We start from the raw sequence: 23,279 nt of genomic DNA on the forward strand, positions 1-23,279 counted from the left end.
TTTATGGAGATACAAAAACGTTTACAGGAAGAGTTCCATCTGCGAAAAGAACAGGTAGAGAACACGATCAAGCTGATCGACGAGGGAAACACCATCCCTTTTATTGCTCGTTACCGAAAAGAACTGACTGGGTCTTTGGATGATCAGGTGTTGCGGGAACTGTCGGAAAGGCTTGCCTACCTGCAGGGGCTGGAAAAACGAAAAGAGGAGGTGGTCGCTTTAATCGACGGCCAGGGCAAGCTGACTGATGAACTGGCTCAGGCGATTGGACAGGCGAACACCATGACCGAGGTCGACGACTTATACCGCCCATATCGACCCAAACGGAAAACGCGTGCTTCCGTGGCAAAAGAAAAGGGATTGGAGCCTTTGGCAGAATTGATCGTACATCAGGACCATAAAATAAATGTGACAGCAGAAGCTGAAAAATTTATTACGGAAGAAGTACCAGACGCCCAATCTGCTATTGCCGGGGCTTTGGACATTATTGCAGAGCGGGTTTCTGATGACGCTGCCCTGCGCAAGGAACTGCGCGCGCATATGACGCGGCAGGGGAAGCTCTCTGCCAAAGCCGTTGACCCGGAGGCGGAGAGTGTTTATACGATGTATTACGACTATTCGGAGCCGGTGTTAAAGATCGCTGGACACCGTGTATTGGCGGTAGACCGCGGGGAACGGGAAGGCTTTTTAAAGGTCGGGATCGACGTGGAGGAAGGGCCTGCCCTGCGGCTGATCTCTTCCCGTTTCGTGACTGGAAAAGGGGAGGCCAGCGGGCTGGTGCTGCAGGCATGTGAAGACAGCTACTCCCGGTTGATTTTCCCGTCTTTGGAGCGGGAGATCCGCAGCTACCTGACAGAAAAAGCTGATGAACAGGCAATACGCGTATTCTCTGAAAACTTGGGCAAGCTTTTGATGCAGCCCCCTGTTAAGGATTGTGTCACCTTAGGCTTAGACCCAGCCTACCGGACCGGCTGTAAAATCGCTGTAGTGGACGGCACAGGAAAGGTTTTGGAAACAACTGTCATTTATCCAACTCCTCCACAGAATAAGGTGGAAGAGGCTAAAAGGAAATTAAAGGCGCTGATCGAAAAATATCATGTCACTGTGATCTCTATCGGAAACGGAACGGCTTCCAGGGAAAGCGAAGCCTTTGTGGCGGATCTGATCCGGGAGATTCCAACGCCGGTTTCTTATATGGTGGTGTCAGAAGCGGGGGCATCTGTTTATTCGGCGTCTAAGCTGGCGGCAGAGGAATTCCCGGATTACGATGTTTCATTAAGAAGCGCGGTATCCATTGCACGGCGCTTGCAGGATCCATTAGCAGAACTGGTAAAGATCGACCCAAAAGCAATCGGGGTAGGCCAATATCAGCATGATATGCCAAAAGCACAGCTGGACGCCGCACTTGGCGGAGTGGTAGAGCAATGCGTGAATACGGTCGGGGTAGACCTGAACACCGCTTCCCAGCCCCTGCTGGCGCGGGTAGCGGGGATTAACGCTTCCGTAGCAAAAAATATCGTATCCTACCGGGAAGAGAATGGTGCGTTCCAAAATCGGAAAGAACTGATGAAAGTCCCCAAATTAGGAGCTAAGGCATTTACCCAATGCGCCGGCTTCCTGCGGATACCGGGCGGAAAAAATGTGCTGGATTACACAGGGGTTCATCCAGAATCCTATCAGGCCGCTGAGGGCCTTTTGAAAGAATGCTCCTTTGAACTGTCCGATGTAGCAGATCAAAAGATCGGGGATTTAAAAGAGCGTGCATCTGAGATCGGGCTTTCAACTCTGTCGGAGCGTTTGGGGATAGGAGTTCCCACATTGCAGGACATTATTGCGGAGCTTTTGAAGCCTGGCCGCGACCCAAGAGATGAGCTGCCAAAACCCTTGCTGCGGTCTGATGTGCTGGAGTTAAAGGACCTGAAACCGGGGATGGAACTAAAAGGCACAGTCCGCAATGTCATTGATTTTGGGGCGTTTGTAGATATTGGTGTCCATGAGGATGGCCTGGTCCATATCTCCCAACTGGCGGACCGTTTTGTGAAACACCCGCTGGATGTGGTCAGCGTGGGGGACATTGTCACCGTTTGGGTGCTGGATGTCGATGTAAAGAGAAAAAGGATTGGTTTGACAATGAAAAAACCAGCCGGATCCAAATAAATGTTTTTATGGACAGAGGAATGACAGCCGTTCCTCTGTCTTATTTTTATTTGGAAATCATGATTTGGTTTGACAAAATATAACATTTTGTAATTATTTTTTTATCACTATCAAGAATGTGATATAATAATAAAACTAATAGTATATTTTTATAATATATTTCTATATGTATATAATATGGGAGAGGAAATAAGAAATGATCCAGAAATATTATGATCTTTTACAAAGACTGATTTGTAAAAAGATACAAAGCGAGAGGAACATTAGGTAAAAAAGAGAAAAAATTACCGAGAATTATGTCTGGAATCTGTGGAAAATAGGAAGAAATACCTGTTGTTTTCGTGATAATGCTATATATCATTGGATCGCTTCGCTTGACAAAACAGGAAGAAATCCGTATAATATTACAAAAGAGTAACAATAGTAACAAAACACTGTTCCGTTTTCCAGAAAAAGGGACAGGGAAAGAGGTATCAAACATGGACGTACAAGAGCAGAACAAGGGTACGGAAAAGCTTGATCCCCCCAAAAAAGAACAGCAGGTAAAGCAGTTTGTTTCCAATGCTTATCAAGGTCTTACAGACCAGTTCAGCAAAATTGGGACAGCTGTTGCTGAAAATACACAGAGTTTTGTAAAGGGCGTCGCCTCTAAAAGGCTGTCACGTACCATGAGCAAGGTTTTGGCGATCGGACTGATCGGTACAATGACATTGGCTGTCTGTACGGGACTGACTGTTGCAGACCACCGCATCGCTGTGTATGAGGGAGATGAAGTATATTACCGGTACACCCCATATTCCGAACTGGAGGATATTCTGGAGGAGCAGAAGATCACTTTAGGAAAAGATGATATTTGTGTGTTTTCCGGATTTAATAGTGAAAATGAAGCTAGCATTGTTGTGAAGCGCGCATTTAACGTGACTGTCAGCGCAGACGGGGAAACCCAGACTGTCGTGATGGCAGAGGGAACGGTAAAAGACGCTTTGAAAAAAGCGGGCGTTACCTACAGTGAAGACGATTTGATCAATGTTCCATTAACAGAACAGGCAGTTGCTGACATGAATATTCAGATCAATCGCGTTACCTTTAAAACATTTGAAGAAACAGAAGAGATTCCTTTTGAAACAAAACGTCCGGATCAGGATTGTCCCAGCAACCAGCGTGAAGTTGTGACCCAAACAGGGAGAAATGGGGAAAAGATCCTGACCAAGCAGACACGGTTTGTGGACGGCGTGGAAAAAGAAACTACTTTGATCAAGGAAACTGTTTCCAAGGAGCCGGTTGATAAGGTGATCGAGTACCGCGCTAAGGTTTCCTGGGGCGGTAGCGTGCTTAAATACGACAGCAGCGACCTGCAACTAGATGAAAACGGCATTCCGAAGAACTACAAATATAAGGTGACCGGCAAGGCGACTGCTTATAGTGCGCTGGGCCGTCCAACCCAACTGGTCCCGGGCTGTGTGGCAATGGATTTAAGCCGGTTCCCGAAAGGGACAAAGCTCTATATCCGTACGCCAAGCGGAAGCTATGTTTATGGTTATTCCAAAGTGGCGGACACCGGAGCCTTTGTACACAATGGAAGCGGAGTATTGGTAGACCTGTTCTTTAACACCTATGAAGAAAGTTGCCGGTTCGGCGCAAAGACCGTTGATGTATATGTATTAGAGTAGTCAAAAAGGCACAGCTTTTAAGCTGTGCCTTTTTTATTGTGTTTTTTCAGAAAGCTTAAAATTTTTCCATTTTCCAGTACGGATGTAAAAGAAAGCGACTACGATCGATAAAAAGCTAGCCAAAGGCGCCGCCAGCCCTACCTCAAATAAGCCGCCGTTTAGCGTCATGACAATATAGGATACCGGGATACGGATTAGTATCGTAGCAGCAATGCCATTGATCATGGTAAAGGTGGTTTTGCCGCAGCCGTTGCAGAAGCCGTTCATGCTGAACACAAAAGCCACCAGCAAAAAGTCGATGCTGAAGCTTCTTAAGTAAGATACCCCCGCTTCAGTGACCTCTGGGGAAGCGTTGAAGATGGCAAAGATCGTTTCGGGCAGGAGCTGGGACCACAGGAAAAACAGGACGGCAGGAAGCAAGGCGGAAATAATACTCCAATGAAGCCCTTTTTGCGCGCGTTCCGGCTTGCCGGCCCCCATATTCTGCGCCGCAAAGGTGGCAATGGCACCGGAAAAGGCTGCCGCCGGCAGCATGGCAAAGCCCTCGAATTTATTGGCGATGCCAACCGCCGCGGAGGCGATCAGTCCCATGTGGTTAATAATGGCGGCGATAATTAAAAAAGAGATATGAACCATCGTATCCTGCAAGGAGATTGGGAACCCGATCTGGAAAACCAGCTTCAGCTTTTCGACCGATAAGCGGAGCCTCTTCCAATGAAGGTCTATCAAATGAGTTTGGCGTTTTAAAAACAGCAGGGAAACCACCATGCTCAGCGCTTGGGAACAAATCGTTGCCAAAGCAGCCCCTGCCGGCCCCATGCCAAGTCCCCCCACCATCAGTACATCTAATACCATGTTGGTAACGCAGGCAATAGCGATAAAGATCAGCGGATGTCTGGAATCCCCGGTCCCGCGCAGAACCGCGCTGACCGCGTTGTACATTACCAGAAACAGGATCCCGGCGGAGCAGACCATCACATATTCCCGCGCCATCTGCATGGCTTCTTTGGGCGTCTGTAATAAAAACAGGATTCCATCACAGGACAGAAACATCACCCCGGTCAGTATCAAAGAGAATACGGTAAAGGTCAGCAGCATGGTGCTGATCGTTTGGGAAACATCCTGCCGTTTCTGCCCGCCGCAGTACTGTGCGATCAATACCGTTCCGCCGGTGGTAAGCCCTACCATAAACGCCTGAATGATCTGCATGACCTGAGAACCAATGGATACGGCTGAGATCCCGGCATCGTTGGAAAACCAGCCTACCACTGCGGTATCAACTGCGCCATAAAGCGCCTGTACAAAGTTGGCGAGTAAAAAAGGGATCGCGAAGCGCAGAAGGGAGGGAAGTATTCTCCCCTGCGTCAAATCATTTTGCTGCATGGGCTTGTTTCATCCTTTCTGTCCAAATAAAAAAGCCGGGTAAGAAGTTGGATGTTCCAATCATCTTATCCGGCCTGACGTCATAAAGTTGAGTCGTTCGGCCTGTTGGAATCAGCAGAACCGAAAGCCCTCCGATTTAATTTTATTATAGCAAAGCAAAAAAATACTGTCAATCACTATACGGCATTTAACCCTCGCGTGCGGAAGAGCTCTTTAGCTTGCTCCATTTCTTCTGCGGAAGGTGGTTCCACCGCTCCTAATCGGTAAGGGGTATCAAGGTATTCCCACTTGTAGCTTCCCATTTGGTGGAATGGGATCAGCTCCACCCGGTCGACACACTGAAAAGATTTCAGATAATCGGCCATTTGTGCCAGCTTGCCGCTGTCCAGCGTATAACCCGGCACGCAGACATGGCGCAGCCATATCTTTTTTCCGGTCTGTTCGCAGTACGCAAGCGTTTGCAGCGCGTGACGGTTATCCTGTCCGGTCAGGGAAAGACATTCTTGTGGGTCTATCGCTTTCAGATCCAGCAAAAGCATGTCCGCAAGGTCGATTCCTTCTTTGGATACTTCCAAGGGGATCGCGCCGGAGGTATCTACCGCAGTGTGGATCCCATGTTCCCGGCACAGGGAAAGCAACGCTTTTACAAATTCCATCTGGGCGAACGGCTCCCCGCCTGACAGGGTAACGCCGCCCCGGCGGATATAGCTTTTATATCCCAGTATTTCCTGCATGAGGTCATTTGCGGAACGTTTTTGCCCCTCTTTGAATTTCCAGGAATCAGGGTTGTGGCAGTACAGGCACCGCAGAGGGCATCCCTGCAAAAATACCACAAAACGGATGCCGGGGCCGTCTACCGCGCCAAAGCTGTCTACAGAGTGGATATATCCGATCACATCATTGTTGTTTGCCATTATCATTCTCCTATAAGAATCGGGACAAGAATGGTCTTGTCCCGATTTATAATGGTGTAGTTTAGAATTTTTCGTGGAATGTCCGGCTGATGACGTCTAACTGCTGTTCCCGGGTCAGCTTGATAAAGTTGACCGCATAACCGGAAACACGGATGGTCAGCTGCGGATACAGTTCCGGATGATCCATCGCATCCAGCAGGACTTCCCGTTTTAAAACATTGACGTTTAAATGGTAGCCGTTATCTTCAAAGTAGCCGTCCATCAGGGAAACCAGATTGTTCACCTGTTCCGCTTCGGTCTTGCCCAAAGCGCCCGGCACGATGGAGAAAGTATTGGAGATACCGTCCTGTGCGTATTTAAACGGCAGCTTGGCAACGGATTTCAGGGAAGCGACACAGCCGTGGGTATCTCTTCCATGCATTGGGTTCGCACCCGGCGCAAACGGTTCCCCGGCACGGCGGCCGTCCGGCGTGTTCCCGGTCTTTTTGCCGTAAACTACGTTTGAGGTGATCGTCAGTATAGACATGGTCGGCACGCTGTCCCGGTAGGTGGTGTGGCGGGAAAGCTTTTTCATAAACTCTTTGACCACTTCCACAGCGATCTCGTCAGCACGCGGGTCGTTGTTCCCAAATTTGGGGTAATCGCCCTCGATCTCAAAATCGGTGATCAATCCGTCTTCGTTTTTGATAGCTTTTACCTTGGCATATTTGATCGCCGACAGGGAGTCAACGACAACAGAAAGGCCAGCGATCCCGCCCGCAGAGGTGCGGAACACCTTTTCGTCATGCAGGGCCATCTGTAATTTTTCATAGCAGTATTTGTCGTGCATGTAGTGGATGATGTTCAGGGTGTTGATATACAGCTTGGAAAGCCATTCGCACATATAATCAAACCGGCCGACAACCTCCGCATATTCCAGACGATCGCTTTTCAGCGGCGCGATATACGGGCCCACCTGGGTGCCGTACCGTTCATCTTTCCCGCCGTTGATCGCATATAACAGCGCCTTTGCAAGGTTGCAGCGCGCGCCGAAGAACTGCATTTGTTTCCCGATCTTCATCGGGGAAACGCAACAGGCGATGCCGTAATCGTCCCCGAACTGTTCCAGCATGATGTTGTCTGATTCATACTGGATCGCCGAGGTTTGAATGGACATCTTGGCACAGTAATCCTTAAAGTTTTCCGGAAGCCGGGTGTTCCACAAAATGGTCATATTTGGTTCCGGGGCGGGTCCAAGGTTCGTGAGGGTGTGCAGGTAGCGGTAGCTCATTTTGGTTACCATGTGGCGGCCGTCTACGCACATACCGCCGATAGATTCTGTCACCCAAGTCGGGTCGCCGGAGAACAGCTCGTCATAGGCGGGCGTTCTCAAAAAGCGGACCATCCTCAGCTTCATGATGAAGTGATCTACAAATTCCTGAATTTGTTCTTCGGTATAACGTCCCTCTTTCAAATCGCGTTCTGCGTAAATGTCTAAGAAAGTAGAGGTGCGGCCCAAGCTCATCGCGGCGCCGTTCTGTTCCTTTACTGCGGCAAGATACGCGAAATACAGCCACTGGATCGCTTCTTTGGTATCTTGTGCCGGGCCAGAAATGTCATACCCATATTTGGCAGCCATCACTTTCAATTCTTCCAGTGCGCGGATCTGCTCGGAAATTTCTTCCCGCAGGCGGATCGTTGGGCTGTCCATAATGTCCAGGATCATTTCCTTTTTTGCGGTCTTTTTCTGTTCGATCAGATAATCGACGCCGTAAAGGGGAACGCGGCGGTAGTCGCCAATGATCCTTCCACGGCCGTAAGCGTCCGGCAGGCCGGTGATGATGCCTGTATGCCGGGCCAGCTTCATCTCGTCGGTATATGCGTCAAAGACCCCGTCGTTATGGGTCTTTCGGTATTTAAAGATCTCCTTTACGTGCTCGTCCTCCTGAAAACCGTATGCCTCCAGGGAATTTTTCACCATCCGGTAACCGCCGAACGGCATAATGGCACGCTTTAACGGCGCGTCTGTCTGCAAACCAACGATGGTTTCCAAATCTTTGTCAATATATCCTGCATCGTGGGAAGAAATGGTAGAAACGGTGTCGGTAGAAATATCCAGGACCCCGTTTCGTTCCCGTTCTGTCTTCATCAGGTCGCAAACTTCCTCCCAAAGCTTGCGGGTGCGTTCTGTCGGAGCTGTCAGGAAACTTTCATCCCCGTCATAGGGGGTGTAATTTTTTACGATAAAATCGCGGGTATTGATTTCCTGAGTCCATGCGCCTTCTTTAAATTGCATTGATGAGCCTCCTCCTATTTATCAAGAACACTTAATGTGGACTAATTTTGTGTACATTTGAATTTTACCACAAAGGCCGTACTTTGTCAAGAGCCGGCTGGTATTAGGTTGCCATGGCAAAACAAAAATATGTGACTGGTAAAAATACAGTCACATAAGTGAAACTCTTTTGGTCAATATCCCCGCTGCCCGATCAAAGAATCGTCATGTTCGATCCATTGGTCTGTATTGATGACACGATAATCCTGAGCAGTATCACGCACGATCACGGTAGTGATGCCGGCATTGAGAATCATTCGTTTGCACATAACGCAGGAATTGGTTCCCGCAACCAGTTCCCCTGTTACGGGATCGGCGCCGCAAAGGTATAAGGTCGCGCCCAGCATCTGTTCCCGGGTGCAGTATCCTAAATCGGAACAATTTTTCCGTCCGCGGGGCGAGCCGACATATCCGGTTGAAAGGATACTGTCGTTTTTAACAATGATCGCCCTGAAACTGCGCCGCAGACAGGTACAGCGTTTGGCAACCGTTTGCGCGATGACTAAATAATAATTGATCTTATCCTGCCGTTTCAACCGGTATTCGCCCCTTTTTGTCACTGCTATTATTATACAGGATTCGACGGGGGAATACAATTGTCAAACCATACGGAAACTTTCCTCATTTTGCTTTCCAGTTCGTTCTGTGATACAATAAAGGCAGGAAAAAGGAATGGAGAAAGAGCGATGGAACAGCTTTGTAATATTTCAGTCATTAAAGAGGTTTTGGCACGGCACCAGTTTCAGTTTTCAAAAGCGTTGGGGCAGAATTTTCTGATCAATCCCTCCGTTTGTCCGCGCATTGCCGAGGACGGCGTGCGCGATCCGAAATTTGGCGCGATCGAGATCGGGACAGGGATTGGCGTACTGACCAATGAACTGGCAAAACGGGCCAAAAAGGTTGTGGCGGTGGAGATTGACGGCCGTCTGCTGCCGATCCTTGCTGAAACCCTTTCAGAATACGACAATGTGGAGATCGTTAACGAGGACATTATGAAGGTGGATCTTCCCGCACTGCTGAAGGAGAAGTTTGACGGGATGGAGGTCTGCGTCTGCGCCAATCTGCCATATTATATCACCTCGCCGATCATCATGACCCTTTTGGAACAGCGGCTCCCGATCCGTTCCATCACCGTTATGGTGCAGAAGGAGGCGGCGGCCCGGCTGTGCGCCCAGGTGGGAACCCGGGACTGCGGGGCTGTGACTTTTGCGGTGCGGTATTACAGCGAGCCGAAACAGCTTTTCCCGGTTTCCAGGGGCAGCTTTATGCCGGCGCCGAATGTGGATTCCGCAGTGATCCGTCTGGAGGTAAAGCCGGAAACCTGTCATGATGTGAAAGACGAACGGTTTTTGTTCCGTGTGGTAAAGGCAGGCTTTTCCCAGCGGCGGAAAACGCTGGTGAATCCGGTTTCTACGGTGCTTGGGCTGAATAAAGCAGTGGTTTCCGGGGTGCTGGAAGAGCTTGGCGTCAAAAAGACGGTGCGGGCGGAAGAAATGAAGTTTGAGGAATGGATCTCATTTGCCAACCGTTTGGCGGAGGAATGCGGCCATGGGAAATAAAACTGGGATCTATGTGCACATCCCGTTTTGCACCGCTAAATGCCCCTACTGTGATTTTTATTCCCTGCCTGCTTCCGACAAGATGCACCGGCAGTATATAAAAACTGTCTGCGACAGCATAAATCGGGAACAGAACGTACAGGCAGATACCCTTTATTTTGGCGGCGGGACTCCATCCCTGCTAGAGCCGGCGCTGCTGGAGCAGGTGATCAAAACCGCGCAGGAGCAGTTTTCCCTGTCCGGGGAGACCACCATCGAAGCAAACCCCTGCACCGTTACCCCGCAAAAGCTGGTTGCATGGAAGAAAGCGGGGATCAACCGCCTTTCGTTGGGGATGCAGTCCGCGGACCCTAAAGAACAGCAGGTGCTGGGACGGCGGCATTCCACCAAACAGGTGGAACAGGCGGTGCTGTGGGCGAAAGAGGCGGGATTTGAAAACCTGTCGGTAGATTTGATGCTGGGCGTCCCTTACCAGACCATAGAAAGCCTTCTTGGGAGCATCGCGTTTCTTAGCAGGCTGGGGATACAGCATGTGTCCGCCTACTTATTAAAGATCGAAGAAGGTACGCCGTTTGCAGCGTCTGGGATCGAAAAGGATCTTCCGGACGAGGATTTGACCTGCGAGCTATATTTAACTGCTTGCCGGGAGTTAGAAAAACTGGGATTCATGCAATATGAGATCTCCAATTTTGCAAAGCCCGGGATGGAAAGCAAACACAATTTAAAGTATTGGAACAGCGAAGACTATTTGGGATACGGGCCATCTGCACATTCCTTTTATCAGGGAAAACGCTTTTATTATCCTAGAGACCTTGACGCATATCTGAAGTCCGGCGGCACGAACCGGCTGGAAGAGGCGTGCTCCAAGCAGGCTTGGGAGGATTTTTTGATGCTGCGGTTCCGGCTGCGGAAAGGTATAGGGCAGGAAGAATTGCTGCGCTGCTGCCCGGAAGAGGCTCGGCGTATCTGGCAAAGCTGCCGGCGCTATGTAACGGCAGGGCTGATGGAAGAGACCGATGGCCGGATCGCCATGACGCCGAAAGGCTTTTTGGTGTCCAACGCGATTCTGTCGCAGCTTTTGTAGGGACCCTGTCACAGGCTGTTTCGAGGTTTTTCACAATTTTTTTACAATAAATAGGAATCCTGTATAGGATTTTAGAAGAATAAAAGGAACTTTTTAGGGGAATAATAGAACTTCTTTTAGGGTGGTTGACACTTTTTGATTTGAGTTGTATCATAAAAACAAGCTAATAATTTCTTTGAATTTTTTCTTATACATTCTTTTGAAGAGCAGGATATTCTTGCTCTATTTTTTTACCCAAAAGCTGATTGCCCCAATCAGCTTTTCCTTTTTTGGTCAAAGGTGACCCTGCCGTTTTGAATTTGGATCATCCGTTTTGTACGGGCGGCGATAGAAGGATCATGCGTGATCAGGATCACTGTTTTGCCGCTTTGATTAAGACGGGTCAATAGGGTTAGAACCTCTTGACTGGATTCAAAATCAAGGTTTCCGGTCGGCTCATCGGCTAAGATCATTTCCGGATCGGCTGCTAGGGCGCGGGCAATGGCAACACGCTGCTGCTGTCCGCCGGACATTTGGCTTGGGGTGTGATTCATGCGGTGCGCTAATCCAACGGCACAAAGCGCCTTTTGGGCCAGTGCCCGCCGGCGGCGTTTGTTAAAATTACGGTAAGTAAGGGGCAGCTCCACATTTTCTAAAGCATTCAGGCTTGGGATCAAATTAAAACCCTGAAACACAAAGCCGATTTTTTGGTTGCGAATCTTAGAAAGCTCTCGATCGGTCAGGGAGCATACGTCTGTTCCATCTAACTCGTAAAGACCTTCTGCGGGCAGGTCCAAGCAGCCTAACAGGTTCATCAGAGTGGATTTTCCAGAGCCGGAGGTGCCGGTGATAGCAACAAATTCCCCCTTTTGTATGGAAAGACTGACTCCATCCAACGCGCGGATCTCGCTTTCCCCAGAGGGATAGCGTTTGATAATATTCGACAATCGAATCAGTTCTTTCACAATAACAACTCCCATTTCACATTCAAATCAAAGTTATTTTACGCAAAAAACTTGTAAAAACCCAGTTTTTTAGATAAAATAAAAAAGGAAAATAAAAGGAATTTTCAAACCAGAAACAGGAGAAAGAACATGGTTTTGACAATAAAAGACGTGACCAAAAGCTTTGGAGAGCGCGTTATTTTAAATGAGATCAATTTGACCATCGAAGACCGGGACAGGATCGGCCTGATCGGGGTAAACGGCGCGGGAAAGACGACCTTGCTGAATTTGATTGCCGAGCATACCGATTTTGACAGCGGTGATATTTTTTTAGAAAAAGGCATCCAGATCGGTTATCTGCGCCAAAACACAGGGCTTGACAGGGAAAATACCATTTACGCGGAGATGCTCAGCGTATTTTCTTCCCTGCGGGAAGTGGAGGCGCAGCTGCGGGACTTAGAACACAGGATCGCGGCCTGCGGCCATGAAACGGAAGAATACCAGAAGCTGACCGAGGAGTATGGACGTCTTTCCGCTTATTTTGAGGCGAAGGACGGATACCAGATCGACGTAAAAATAAAAACGGTGCTCACTGGTATGGGCTTTGCGGACAAGGCCTACAGCACCAATATTGCTACCCTGTCCGGCGGTGAAAAAACGCGTTTGGCGCTGGCGAAGCTTTTGCTGGAGGAGCCGGGGCTTTTGATTTTGGACGAACCGACCAACCACCTGGATTTCCAGACCCTGCTGTGGCTGGAGGATTATCTCAGTGAATATAAAGGCGCGTTGCTGGTCGTTTCCCATGACCGGTATTTTTTGGATAAAATGGTGGGCAAGATCTGGGAGGTATCCCACAGCCGGGTCTACACTTATCAGGGGAATTACACCAAGTATAAACAGCTTAAAGCCGAACGGATCGCCAGAGAAAAAAAGGAATACGAACAGCAGCAGAACAAGATCGCTTCCATGTTGGAATATGCGGAGAAAAATATTGCAAGGGCTTCTACCTCAAACAGTGCGAAAAGCCGTCTGCATCAGCTGGAAAATATGGAGATTCTGGAGGCCCCGCAGGAATATGATAAAACGCCGAATTTTTCCTTTACCTTTGACCGTGCTTCCGGGCGCGACGTGCTGTTTGCGGACGATCTGGTGCTTCGGGTGGGAAGAGAACAGAAAAAACTGTGCGGCCCGCTGAGCTTTGAGATCAAACGCGGTGAAAAGATTGCGCTGATCGGGCGCAATGGGATCGGGAAATCCACCATGCTGAAAACCCTACTGGGGCTAAACCCGCAAAGCATAGGGGAGGTTACCTGGGGAAAAGGCGTGACGACCTCCTTTTATGAGCAGGAGAATCAAAATCTGAATTTTGAAAACACAGTACTGGAAGAGCTTTGGGAACGCTTCCCCAATCTTCCTGAATTTAAGGTGCGTTCTATCCTAGGGCAGATGCTGATCACAGGGGAAAATGTTTATAAAAAGATCAATGTCATCAGCGGGGGCGAACGCGCCCGGCTAAGCTTTGCGATCATGGTCAGCGAGCACAGCAACACATTGTTATTTGACGAACCGACCAACCACTTAGATCTGGCAAGTAAAGAGGCCTTGGAAAAAGCTTTGCGGGAATTTGAAGGCACCTTGATCTTTGTTTCCCATGACCGGTATTTTTTAAATACGATCCCAACGAAAATCATTGATATGACAGAACAGGGCATCCAGATCTATGACGGAGGATTTGATTATTATCTGGAAAAATCCAAGCTCCGCCAGCCGGGGCAGGAATCCCGGCAGGAAACGCTGCTGGCGGAAAAGAAAGGCGCGCAGGGATATTACCGCTCCAAGCAGCAGCGGGCTTTAGAGGCCAAACGCAGAAACCGGATCGCCCAGCTGGAAAAGGAGATGGCCGAATACGAAGAGGAGGCCACGGAGCTGGAACAGGGGATCGCCAGCCCGGAAGCTGCCTCCGACTATGAACGGTTGGCCCAAATGTGCGCCCGGCTGGAAGAAGTGAAAGCAAAGGCTGACGAGTGTATGGAAGAATGGCTCACATTACAGGAGGATTAACATGCTGGAATTGCTGCGGGAAAAGCAAACTGTTTGGGAACGGCTGAAACAGACAGAAAAACCAGTCGTCCTGTATGGAATGGGGGATGGCGCCCTAAAAATCATGGCTGCACTGAAGAAGTATGAGATCCCGCTGGCCGGGATCTTTGCCAGTGATGAATTTGTGCGCGGGCATTCTTTCGAGGGGTATCCGGTGCGTTCTTTTTCCCAGACCAAAGAGCTGTACCGGGATTTTGTGATCGTGCTGGCGTTTGGGACCTTTCGGGAGCCGCTGCTGAGTTATTTATATCAATTAAGTGAAGCATATGAGATGGTGGCGCCGGATGTTCCGGTGATTCTGGACGGTCCGATTTCTTCCTGGTGTGAAGAGCCGGGCAGTATGTTTGATCTGGAGTACGTGAAAAATCATGAAGAGGAACTTGACCAGGTGTATCAACTGCTGGCGGATACCCATTCCCAAAAGGTGATGCGCAGTATTTTGGATTACAAAATCAGCGGGAAGCTGTGTTACTTGAAGGAGGCGACCTCTCCGATGGAAGAAGTCTACACTTCTTTGATCTGCCCCGGTAGGGAGGATGTATACGTTGATCTGGGCGCGTATACCGGAGACACGGTCGAAGAATTTGTACGGGCCGCCGGCGGCGCCTGCCGCCAGATTTGGGCCATGGAACCGGACCGCAAAAATTATCAGAAACTATTAAAGCGGGCAGAGGCGATGGGATTGACGAATATTACGGCAGTAAATGCAGGAAGCTATGATAGAACAGATACCCTTCTATTTTCGGCCCGTGCAGGCAGAAATTCTTCGATAGACCAGATAAAAGGAAAGCCGGTGAAGGTAGATTCGGTCGATCATTTGCTGGGCGGCGCTTCTGTCAGCGTCATAAAATTTGATGTGGAGGGCGCAGAGGAAAAAAGTATTTTAGGCTGTGAGCAAACGATCCGGCGGTATCGCCCGAGGCTTATGGTATCCGCCTATCACCGCAACAGCGATTTGTTTAAGCTTCCTCTATTGATCCGCCGAATGAACCCGGATTACCGGTTTTACCTGCGGCATCACCCTTATATTCCTGCATGGGAAACAAATTTTTATATGATATAAAAGAGGAAAAATTCAGTTGACATAACATACAAAAAGAGTATAATTAAAGAAAAACAGAATTTTCTGTCAAAAAAGGAGCGGTTTGCGATGTCAATGGATCTCAGTTTGTTGCACTATGTCACCTATGGAATGTATGTTGTTACGGCCAGAGATGGCGGTCAGCAGGGAGGATGTATCATCAATACCTGCATGCAGATCACCAGCGAAAATCCGATTTTCGCGATCAGTATGAATAAAAACAATAAAACACACGATCTGATTTTAAATGGTAAGGTGTTTGCTTTGTCGATCCTGTCAGAACAGACAAGTCCGTCTGTCATCTCAAGTTTTGGCTTTTTCAGCAGCCGGGAACGCAATAAGTTTGAAGGGATCCGTTATTCCGTGCTGGAAAATGGGCTGCCGATCCTGGAAGAGGATACCTGTATTTCTTTGGTGTTTGATGTGATAGACCATGTGGAGATGGAGACTCATTCTGTGATCTTTGGACGCTTAAACGACATCGTTATGGGGACGCAGACAGATCCAATGAGCTACGATTATTACCACAAGGTAGTAAAGGGTAAAGCACCGAAAAATGCCCCGACCTATGTGGCGGAAACTGCCGCCGTAACTTCCCGTTACACCTGCGATGTGTGCGGCTACGTGTATGAAGGGGAGGAACTCCCGGCTGACTTTGTATGTCCGGTCTGCGGGGTAGATGCGAGCCACTTTGAGAAGGAAGAGGCACAGGCAGAAGCAGGACAGCCTACCCGGTATGCTTGTGAGGTTTGTGGTTATGTGTATGAAGGGGAGGAACTCCCGGCTGACTTTGTATGTCCGGTCTGCGGGGTGGATTCCAGCCATTTTGAAAAACAAACTCCGGTCATTGTGAGACAGCAAACAAAACGGTATGTTTGTGATGTGTGCGGGTATGTCTATGAAGGGGATAGTCTGCCGGAAGGATACACATGCCCGGTTTGCGGGGTAGATTCCACTCATTTTCAAGCTGAATAAAACATGGAAACTAAGCGCCTGTTTTTAGCAGGTGCTTAAATTTTGCATAAGTTCATGCAAAATTTACATAGATTTTTCATTTCTCTCCTTTACATAAATAATTTTACAGTGCTATAATATAAAATGAATCATTATGAGATATTTTATTAACAGTATGTAACGGTACATGGAGGAAAAATTATGGACGTATTTTTTCAGATTGTGACCATGGCGGGCGGACTTGCTCTGTTTTTGTTTGGGATGCATATGCTCTCCGCCGGGTTAGAGAAGTTTTCCGGTGGCCGCTTAGAACAGATTTTGGAAAAACTGACAAGCAATGTGATCAAAGGGGTCCTGCTTGGGGCCGTTGTCACGGCGGCGATCCAAAGCTCGTCCGCAACCACGGTGATTGTAGTGGGATTAGTCAATGCAGGGATCCTAAAGCTTCATTCCGCGGTGGGGATCATTATGGGCGCCAATATCGGGACCACGGTAACGGGGCAGATCCTGCGTTTGGCAGAACTGGATTCCAGCGGAAGCGCCAGTACGATCATCCAGATGATCAAACCGAACTTTTGGGCTCCGCTTATCGCGATCATTGGCGTTGTCCTGCTGATGACAGCCAAAAAGAAAAAAGTGAAGATCGTTTCCGAGATCTTACTGGGATTCGGGGTTTTGTTCCAGGGAATGTTTATTATGACCGAAGCAGTAGAACCGTTGAGTGATTCACCAATGTTCCACAGCCTGTTCCAGACTTTGGGAAATAATCCGCTGTTAGGCGTTCTGGTTGGTGCGGGAGTCACTGCTATTATTCAAAGTTCCTCTGCTTCTGTGGGGATCTTGCAGGCAGTGGCTTCTACCGGTGCAGTTAGTTATTCCGCGGCATTCCCCATCATTATGGGACAGAATATCGGGACCTGCGTCACGTCCTTGCTCTCCAGTATCGGGACCTCGAAAAATGCAAAACGGGCGGCAATGGTACACCTGTATTTTAACATTATTGGGACGATCGTCTTTTTGATTGCCGTTTATACGATCAATGCTTTTTGGCCGTTTTCTTTCTGGACGGAGTCTATCGGTATGGGCGGGATTGCCAATGTCCATACGTTGTTTAACATTGTAGTTACGATTTTGTTCCTGCCGTTTACTCGTGTTTTGGAAAAGCTCGCAGTACTTACGATTCGCAATGGTTCCCAAGATGAAGAAGATGGGATAGAAGCTTCTGCAGAGATCAATACGTTGGATGACCGTTTCTTAGTTTCTCCGTCTTTGGCGTTGAACCAATGTAAGGATGTTGTTTTAAAAATGGGCGAATATGCACAGACGAATTTTACAAAGTGTATTACGCTTCTTGGAAAATATGACGCGAAAAAAGCGGACAAGATCCGTCAGCGGGAAGAATCCATTGATAAGATGGAGGACCGGCTGAATAACTACATTGTGAAAATGTCGGATCATGAGCTGACAGACAGCGAAAATAAAATGATGAGCAATATTTTGCGTATGATTCCCGAATTTGAGCGAATTGGGGATTATACTATCAATATTGTAGAATGTGCAGAGGCGATCGAAGAAAAAGAAGCGAAGATCTCAGCCAAGGCTATGGAAGAATTAAAAGTACTGCATGCTGCAGTCAGTGAGATCATTGAAATGGCCATTAAGAGTTTCCGCGACAATGATATTACCACCGCGATCCATGTGGAACCACTGGAAGAAACGATTGACATGATTCAGGACGTTCTAAAGGCAAAACATATTGAACGCTTGAAAAAAGGCAAGTGCACCATTGACGGTGGTCTTGCGTTCTTAGAAGTGCTTTCCAACATGGAACGGATCTCCGATCACTGCTCTAATGTTGCAGTTTATATTATTGGCTATCAACAGGGCGGGGACTTGATTAACCGGCATGAATATATCCGCCGGATGCATGAAGGCGATTTTAACGACTATGCATACTATATGGATGATTATAAAAAACGTTACTTTGACAAGATCATAAGCAAAGTAAAAGCATAAAAGGAAGCCGGGATTCCCCGGCTTCCTTTTATGTTACATACGGTTTTTGCAGGCAAAGGATTTTGGTTAGGCCAGTGATTTTTATCTTGACAAACGCCGTCAAATGTAGTATTATATATAAGCATTCGGTTGGATAACCAATGTCGCTGGTGTGGCGGAACAGGCAGACGCAAGGGACTTAAAATCCCTCGGTAGCAATACCGTACCGGTTCAAGTCCGGTCACCAGCACCATGATGGAGTGACGAAAAAAATGTCACTCCATCTTTCTTAGTATTCATGCGGTTTTTGGGGCTTTTTAAAGCAAAATCCCAAAAACCATTTTACCGTGGAGGCCTAAAAATAAAACCGAATCAAATAGCGAGAAAGCGGAGCCTCGGGCCTGAAAAATCAGGCCCGAGGCTCCGCTTTTTTGCGTTTTTACTCTTTTTTCTACTGTCAGAAGTGTAGAAGTTTCCGGCAGTTTCATAGATAGATTGACAGATCTCTTCACAAAGGAAGGCTTTTAAATCCTCAAATCACATGGGGTCAGTGCGCCCTTTTTTAAACCTCTCTCCGATACGGAGAGAGGTTTTTTGCGGCAGAGACCTGCTTTCCACCTCTCTCAGACGCTCTCCCCTGATATCTTACTAGCTGGGAAGAAGAATATGGGCTTACGCCATATCTTCCTGAAGAATCACTTACAGATCATACCGCAGGATCTGTATTTTGCTGTGCAAAACCGTGCTTTTTCACACTGTTGTTTAAACATAAGCAATTTTCGACAATCAAACAGAAAGGATGAGGAAACGATTGAAACATTGTAATCTAAGTACTATTCCAAAAAAAGGCGCACAAAACCAAGCCCCCTAAAAGCAGGCAAAAATGAAGATATGCTTAAGGTCTAAGATGTTAGTGGAGCAGTCACTAAATAACCTTGCCGTTGTAGAATGAAGATGGCTTCTTCCACGGAAACTTCTCAATGTGCGGGTGGCTGTTCGCCCTTGCGGTGTAAGGCTCGTTCTTCTTGAGCATGTTATAGATAGCCGTGAGCAGCATTCTGGCGATGGCAATAATGGCTTTCTTGTGTCCTCTGCACTTTTTGAGGGCAAGATAGCGATTACGTACTTCCGGGAACTGCTTGACACAAATGGCACAAAGAGCGCACTGAACGACAACGGTTTGATGTAGGCACCGGCTCGGCTGATTTTTCTTCTTCCCGGCACTTTCGTTGTTCTACAACGTAATCCCAGCCCAAGAGCAAAGATGCTTCGAGGTAGGAAACACGGACATATCCACTCCGATTTCAGAGATAATGCCGATTGCGGCAAAGGATTGGATGCCCGGAGCCGTCATAACAAGACCCAGTTGGGGGAGGTACTTCTCAGCAACAGACAGAATCAGGGATTCCAGATTGAGTTTGCACAGTTCAAGGCTGTCCATGTGGGAACAGTTGATGCGAAACTTTTCAGCCTGTTCTTCACACATCACTCCGTCCACAGCGGCAAGCACCTGTTCATTGGTCGCTTTCATGCCTTTGGTTCGGAAACCAGAAACATCCGTAATTTTCTCCGTTGGATTTTCCAGAATACGGGCAGTGATTGCGGAGGCTGCCTTGCCGAACACATCTGAGAACACATTATCCAGTTTGAAATTGGAGACCGTCAGACAGTTTTGCGCCCGGTTTTTCTAGCCGATGGCAAAGCTGGTAAGTTTGCAACGGTAACGAACCAAGTCCCGAAGCTGGCGAATATCCGCAGGAGAGATGAAGCTCCCGGTGACAAGATCATGTTTGAAGATATCAGCAATCCATTTAGCGTCTCGCTTGTCCGTTTTTTGCCCCGCATAGCTTTCACATACTTAGGGTGAGCGAGAACAATGTTGCAGGTGTGCTCTAGAATGTTGTAGATGGGGATCCAATACTTCCCGGTGGATTCCATACACACATCTTTGCAGTTGTTTTCGGCCAGCCAAGCTGCACACCGCCGCAAATCTCCGGTAAAGGTGGAAAACCGCTTGCTCTTGTAGGTTGTCACTCCCTGCTCACTGGTAGAGGCAATACAGGCTACGACGAAGGACTTGTGGACACATCCCTAGCAGATGCGGTAAACAATTTTAAGCATAACACATCTCCTTAAAAAAATTTTGAGGGAACAGGCAGTGCGCACCGTCCGGTGGATGAACAGTGCGCTTGGACGCTCACTGAAGTCCGTCTCTCCAAAGATAAGGTTACAGGGTTCTTGCCCTACTCATTGATGATTGAAAGAGCGTCCGGCACACATAATTATTCAGTCCAACACAAAGGTTGAGCCTACTTACCTTCACGTGCTCTGTCATGTGCCTGCTTTCTCAAGTACATTTTAACAAATTACGACTGGCTGCGTTAGAAACACCTTGATTTTTTTGTGTACAGCGTCTTTGTTGCGTATTATCTGTCAACTGGTTTTCTAGTGATCCATTTTCCGTCCGTAAAATCAGGGAAAGCTACGGGCTGGCTGCCTAGGGCGATGGATTGTTCCGACAGCAAAGAAATAACTGACCAAGAAGCCATGTCATATACGTCGATTGGCATCGATTTTTTGTTTTTTAAGGCGTCAATAAAATCTTGGAAGACTAGCCAATCCATTCCGCCGTGTCCGCCTTTTACCCCGTCGTTTAAAAAAGAATTCCATAACGGATGTTCATATTCCTTACGGTATTGTTCTATGTTTTGATATTGTTCGTGCCACTTCCACTCAAATTCTGTATGGACTCCGTCTATAAACAGCGAACGGTTGTCTTCCATGAACATGGCTTTGGTACCCTTTACAATAAGCCCCCTGGAATAAGCGCCGGGAAGCGTAGTATCAAGGGTGATGGTGATAGTTTCCCCATTGGCGCATCGAATTACGGTAGTAACCACATCTCCCTGAGCGAAATAAGCGTTTCGCAATGCCTGATCCTCAGCTTTGTGTTCTAATATATATTGGTGCAGACCCGCTGATTTTGACGAGGTGGAAGTAAGCGAAACCATAGCGTTGCCACGATTGATATCAAGAAGCCGTGCGATCGGGCCGATTTCATGGGTGGGGTAATTTTCGCAGTTGCGGTGCAGGTAGTTATCCAAGCGGTAATGCCTGTTTTCACGGCCAAATGAAACTTCGTTTCTCAGGTCATGGTGGTATCCGCCTGCACAGTGTACGATCTCGCCGAACACTCCTTTTTTCCGCATATTCATCAGCATCATCTCATCTCTGCCATAGCAGCAGTTTTCCATAAACATGCAGGGGGTTTTGGTATTTTCATAGGTGCGCACAAGCTTCCATATTTCATTTAGTGAAAAAGCTCCGCCTACATCACAGGCGACCGGAACTCCCGCTTCCAAAGCGGCGGCGGCAATTTCAAAGTGTGTTTGCCAGGAAGTAGCGATATATACCGCCTCTAAATCCTGAATCTTTAAAAGTTCCCTATAATCCGCAAAACCTAAAGGCAGATTGTGGTTGTGCTCTTTCGTCATAGCAATGGCGTCGTTTATCCTATCTTCGTATACATCACAAACCGCGATCACTTCTACGTCTTCCATTGGCAGCAGAACGTCTTTTAAAATCATTGTTCCACGAGCGCCTAGCCCGATAACGCCCATTTTAATGCTGTTTTTCATAAAATTGACCTCCGCATTCTTATAATTGCAATCATCCCTTGGAAATCAAAACGCAGGTTATCAACCGCCTTGAAGGGAAAGGGAAATTAACAGAACCACCGCCTCTGTTGATGGTTGTCTTATAACAGTAATTTTTTCTGAATCAGATGAATGAAAAGGGAAGGATTTGTCATTCCTCCGCCGTTAACACGGCTCTGGCGGGGGCACAGCAGGTATCCGTGAGGTTTGGCGTCAAAACAGTCAGCCGTCCTCCGCTTATTGGGGCGTCTTTCAGGTTTACCAGAGGAGCCAAAAGAAGGCTGTTGTGTTTGGAGAATATTTCAAACACATCCTCCTCGGCGGGTCCCTGCCACGCCGGAATATCCGATCCTATGATTTTTGGCTCCCATGATAACAACCATTGGATGGCCGATCTGGTTAAATAGGGGGAATCGTCAAGAAAATCGCCGGAATCCCAGTTTTCCCAGCCGCAGCTGAAAAGAATCGCGGAATTTGGCGCAAAATCAGCTCCGCCTGCCGCTTGCTTTAGATCGGCGGCAGAAATGGGGGAGTTTGGACGTCCAAACCGCAATGGGTCAAGATGGATAACATAACAGGGGATATCGACAAGCTCCTTGATGTCAATATCTTGCAATAATGGATTGCCCTCATATCCATTAAAATGTGCGGTGGTTTCAAGATATGTGCCTGTGTGGGAACTAAATCCATCAAACACATCGCAGAAATAAGTATTTTTCGCAACTTGGATCCGTCTGGGATGAAACTCTGGATAAACATCCCCATAAAGCCAAATCCCTTTCTTTATTTTTCCGCTTAAATCAATTACTCTCATAGCAGTATTTTCCTTTTCAGCTAAAATTCTACGGTGTATTCCATTACAACCGGTTTCCACGAGATCTGCCTTAATTTGAAGTTCCTGTACTGGATAAAGCTGGCATAGGTGCCGAATCCTACACGGTTAAAGCGATTGGAATCAATTGGGTCTGGGTCTGACGCTTCAATCACCAATTTTCCGTCTACAAAGATGAAGCACAAGCCATCAATACTGCCTGCCTGGATATGATAAGTCTGCCCAGGCACCAAAGTAAAAAGGGTGGTTGTAGAACGCATTTTGCATTCAGGGTAATGTTCAATTCCCGCTTTCTTTTCCCACCAGCCGTTTAGTCCAGCAATGTAACCGATCCCGGCGTCGTTTGCATGATAATCCCAGCCTTCGGAACACCAGGTGAAATTCAAATCATTATCACAGGGAGGGACGGTTCTTGCCTCAAAATCAAGCAGGACATTTCCGGGATACCCTTTTTTAGAGTAAAGCAATCCCCCTGAATTGCCACGGTGACGTCCGGTAAGCCAGCCGTCCTCGACCCACCATTCTCCTGTGGAGTGCTCCAAATCCCAGTTTTCGCTTAAGGACGGATTTGAAAAATCATCTTCCAGCAGGATCGGACTGGCTGCTAAATCGATCTCCTTTTCCATAACTTTCAACATAAAAATACTCCTTTGTTCT

At 47.9% G+C, this 23,279-nt stretch carries 16 protein-coding genes, 1 tRNA gene and 1 pseudogene; 9 read left to right on the top strand and 9 right to left on the bottom strand.

Going from position 1 to position 23,279, the window contains the following annotated elements:
* The first annotated feature begins 3 nt into the window (after positions 1-3).
* Both CIB36_RS01075 and CIB36_RS01080 read left to right on the top strand, forming a co-directional pair.
* Positions 4-2,157, top strand: a complete 2,154-nt coding sequence (locus CIB36_RS01075; RefSeq protein ID WP_093987776.1) for a Tex family protein — start codon at positions 4-6, stop codon at positions 2,155-2,157.
* Positions 2,158-2,636: 479 nt separating this feature from the next.
* The gene (locus CIB36_RS01080; RefSeq protein WP_158662534.1) at positions 2,637-3,827 is read left to right on the top strand and encodes a ubiquitin-like domain-containing protein; all 1,191 of its coding nucleotides are present in this window, start codon (positions 2,637-2,639) and stop codon (positions 3,825-3,827) included.
* A 33-nt stretch (positions 3,828-3,860) separates the two neighbouring features.
* Here the strand turns inward: CIB36_RS01080 and CIB36_RS01085 are convergent, their stop codons facing one another.
* The 4 genes from CIB36_RS01085 to CIB36_RS01100 all read right to left on the bottom strand — a co-directional run bounded on the left by CIB36_RS01085 (position 3,861) and on the right by CIB36_RS01100 (position 8,974).
* Positions 3,861-5,210, bottom strand: a complete 1,350-nt coding sequence (locus CIB36_RS01085) for an MATE family efflux transporter (RefSeq protein WP_093987778.1) — start codon at positions 5,208-5,210, stop codon at positions 3,861-3,863.
* A gap of 176 nt (positions 5,211-5,386) precedes the next feature.
* Complete coding sequence (gene pflA, locus CIB36_RS01090; RefSeq protein WP_093987779.1) at positions 5,387-6,124, bottom strand: pyruvate formate-lyase-activating protein; 738 nt, start codon at positions 6,122-6,124, stop codon at positions 5,387-5,389.
* 61 nt (positions 6,125-6,185) lie between these two features.
* Positions 6,186-8,399, bottom strand: coding sequence for a formate C-acetyltransferase (pflB, locus tag CIB36_RS01095; protein ID WP_093987780.1), 2,214 nt, complete (start codon positions 8,397-8,399; stop codon positions 6,186-6,188).
* A 173-nt stretch (positions 8,400-8,572) separates the two neighbouring features.
* Positions 8,573-8,974 carry a cytidine deaminase gene (locus CIB36_RS01100; protein WP_093987781.1) on the bottom strand — a complete coding sequence of 134 codons (402 nt, stop codon included), beginning with the start codon at positions 8,972-8,974 and terminating at the stop codon, positions 8,573-8,575.
* Positions 8,975-9,124: 150 nt separating this feature from the next.
* On the opposite strand from CIB36_RS01100, the gene rsmA reads away from it, so the two are divergent.
* Positions 9,125-9,997 carry a 16S rRNA (adenine(1518)-N(6)/adenine(1519)-N(6))-dimethyltransferase RsmA gene (gene rsmA / locus CIB36_RS01105; protein WP_093987782.1) on the top strand — a complete coding sequence of 291 codons (873 nt, stop codon included), beginning with the start codon at positions 9,125-9,127 and terminating at the stop codon, positions 9,995-9,997.
* A complete protein-coding gene (gene hemW, locus CIB36_RS01110; protein ID WP_207726150.1) occupies positions 9,987-11,081 on the top strand; it encodes a radical SAM family heme chaperone HemW in 1,095 nt (364 codons plus the stop codon). Before rsmA ends, hemW begins: the two co-directional genes overlap by 11 nt.
* Positions 11,082-11,335: 254 nt before the next feature.
* Here hemW and CIB36_RS01115 read toward each other — a convergent pair whose 3' ends face one another.
* The gene (locus CIB36_RS01115) at positions 11,336-12,040 is read right to left on the bottom strand and encodes an ABC transporter ATP-binding protein (RefSeq protein WP_456085486.1); all 705 of its coding nucleotides are present in this window, start codon (positions 12,038-12,040) and stop codon (positions 11,336-11,338) included.
* A gap of 114 nt (positions 12,041-12,154) precedes the next feature.
* On the opposite strand from CIB36_RS01115, the gene CIB36_RS01120 reads away from it, so the two are divergent.
* The 5 genes from CIB36_RS01120 to CIB36_RS01140 all read left to right on the top strand — a co-directional run bounded on the left by CIB36_RS01120 (position 12,155) and on the right by CIB36_RS01140 (position 18,387).
* Complete coding sequence (locus CIB36_RS01120) at positions 12,155-14,065, top strand: ABC-F family ATP-binding cassette domain-containing protein (protein WP_093987784.1); 1,911 nt, start codon at positions 12,155-12,157, stop codon at positions 14,063-14,065.
* Between the two features lies 1 nt (position 14,066).
* A complete protein-coding gene (locus CIB36_RS01125) occupies positions 14,067-15,167 on the top strand; it encodes an FkbM family methyltransferase (protein WP_093987785.1) in 1,101 nt (366 codons plus the stop codon).
* A 93-nt stretch (positions 15,168-15,260) separates the two neighbouring features.
* Positions 15,261-16,160: a rubredoxin-like domain-containing protein gene (locus tag CIB36_RS01130; protein ID WP_229408156.1), complete on the top strand. Its 900-nt coding sequence runs from the start codon at positions 15,261-15,263 to the stop codon at positions 16,158-16,160.
* 180 nt (positions 16,161-16,340) lie between these two features.
* Complete coding sequence (locus tag CIB36_RS01135; RefSeq protein WP_093987786.1) at positions 16,341-18,155, top strand: Na/Pi cotransporter family protein; 1,815 nt, start codon at positions 16,341-16,343, stop codon at positions 18,153-18,155.
* 145 nt (positions 18,156-18,300) lie between these two features.
* Positions 18,301-18,387 (top strand) — tRNA-Leu (locus CIB36_RS01140).
* Between the two features lie 649 nt (positions 18,388-19,036).
* Here the strand turns inward: CIB36_RS01140 and CIB36_RS13755 are convergent.
* The 4 genes and pseudogenes from CIB36_RS13755 to CIB36_RS01160 all read right to left on the bottom strand — a co-directional run bounded on the left by CIB36_RS13755 (position 19,037) and on the right by CIB36_RS01160 (position 23,260).
* Positions 19,037-20,255 (bottom strand): annotated as a pseudogene (locus tag CIB36_RS13755) (IS110 family RNA-guided transposase).
* A gap of 305 nt (positions 20,256-20,560) precedes the next feature.
* The gene (locus CIB36_RS01150) at positions 20,561-21,772 is read right to left on the bottom strand and encodes a Gfo/Idh/MocA family protein (RefSeq protein ID WP_093987787.1); all 1,212 of its coding nucleotides are present in this window, start codon (positions 21,770-21,772) and stop codon (positions 20,561-20,563) included.
* Positions 21,773-21,941: 169 nt separating this feature from the next.
* Positions 21,942-22,604, bottom strand: a complete 663-nt coding sequence (locus CIB36_RS01155) for a cyclase family protein (protein ID WP_093987788.1) — start codon at positions 22,602-22,604, stop codon at positions 21,942-21,944.
* 20 nt (positions 22,605-22,624) lie between these two features.
* Positions 22,625-23,260 (bottom strand): LamG domain-containing protein, encoded by a 636-nt coding sequence (locus CIB36_RS01160; RefSeq protein WP_093987789.1) that lies wholly within the window; start codon positions 23,258-23,260, stop codon positions 22,625-22,627.
* Between the last annotated feature and the right edge of the window lie 19 nt (positions 23,261-23,279).

Origin of the sequence: Massiliimalia timonensis (assembly GCF_900186585.1) — a bacterium.
GTDB lineage: Bacteria > Bacillota > Clostridia > Oscillospirales > Ruminococcaceae > Massiliimalia > Massiliimalia timonensis.

Bases quoted from the DNA above. Each gene is read 5' to 3' on its own strand.
- CIB36_RS01075 (WP_093987776.1), top strand. From the start codon at position 4: ATGGAGATACAAAAACGTTTACAGGAAGAGTTCCATCTGCGAAAAGAA.
- CIB36_RS01080 (WP_158662534.1), top strand. From the start codon at position 2,637: ATGGACGTACAAGAGCAGAACAAGGGTACGGAAAAGCTTGATCCCCCC.
- CIB36_RS01085 (WP_093987778.1), bottom strand. From the start codon at position 5,210: ATGCAGCAAAATGATTTGACGCAGGGGAGAATACTTCCCTCCCTTCTG.
- pflA (WP_093987779.1), bottom strand. From the start codon at position 6,124: ATGGCAAACAACAATGATGTGATCGGATATATCCACTCTGTAGACAGC.
- pflB (WP_093987780.1), bottom strand. From the start codon at position 8,399: ATGCAATTTAAAGAAGGCGCATGGACTCAGGAAATCAATACCCGCGAT.
- rsmA (WP_093987782.1), top strand. From the start codon at position 9,125: ATGGAACAGCTTTGTAATATTTCAGTCATTAAAGAGGTTTTGGCACGG.
- hemW (WP_207726150.1), top strand. From the start codon at position 9,987: ATGGGAAATAAAACTGGGATCTATGTGCACATCCCGTTTTGCACCGCT.
- CIB36_RS01115 (WP_456085486.1), bottom strand. From the start codon at position 12,040: ATGGGAGTTGTTATTGTGAAAGAACTGATTCGATTGTCGAATATTATC.
- CIB36_RS01120 (WP_093987784.1), top strand. From the start codon at position 12,155: ATGGTTTTGACAATAAAAGACGTGACCAAAAGCTTTGGAGAGCGCGTT.
- CIB36_RS01125 (WP_093987785.1), top strand. From the start codon at position 14,067: ATGCTGGAATTGCTGCGGGAAAAGCAAACTGTTTGGGAACGGCTGAAA.
- CIB36_RS01130 (WP_229408156.1), top strand. From the start codon at position 15,261: ATGGATCTCAGTTTGTTGCACTATGTCACCTATGGAATGTATGTTGTT.
- CIB36_RS01135 (WP_093987786.1), top strand. From the start codon at position 16,341: ATGGACGTATTTTTTCAGATTGTGACCATGGCGGGCGGACTTGCTCTG.
- CIB36_RS01150 (WP_093987787.1), bottom strand. From the start codon at position 21,772: ATGAAAAACAGCATTAAAATGGGCGTTATCGGGCTAGGCGCTCGTGGA.
- CIB36_RS01155 (WP_093987788.1), bottom strand. From the start codon at position 22,604: ATGAGAGTAATTGATTTAAGCGGAAAAATAAAGAAAGGGATTTGGCTT.
- CIB36_RS01160 (WP_093987789.1), bottom strand. From the start codon at position 23,260: ATGTTGAAAGTTATGGAAAAGGAGATCGATTTAGCAGCCAGTCCGATC.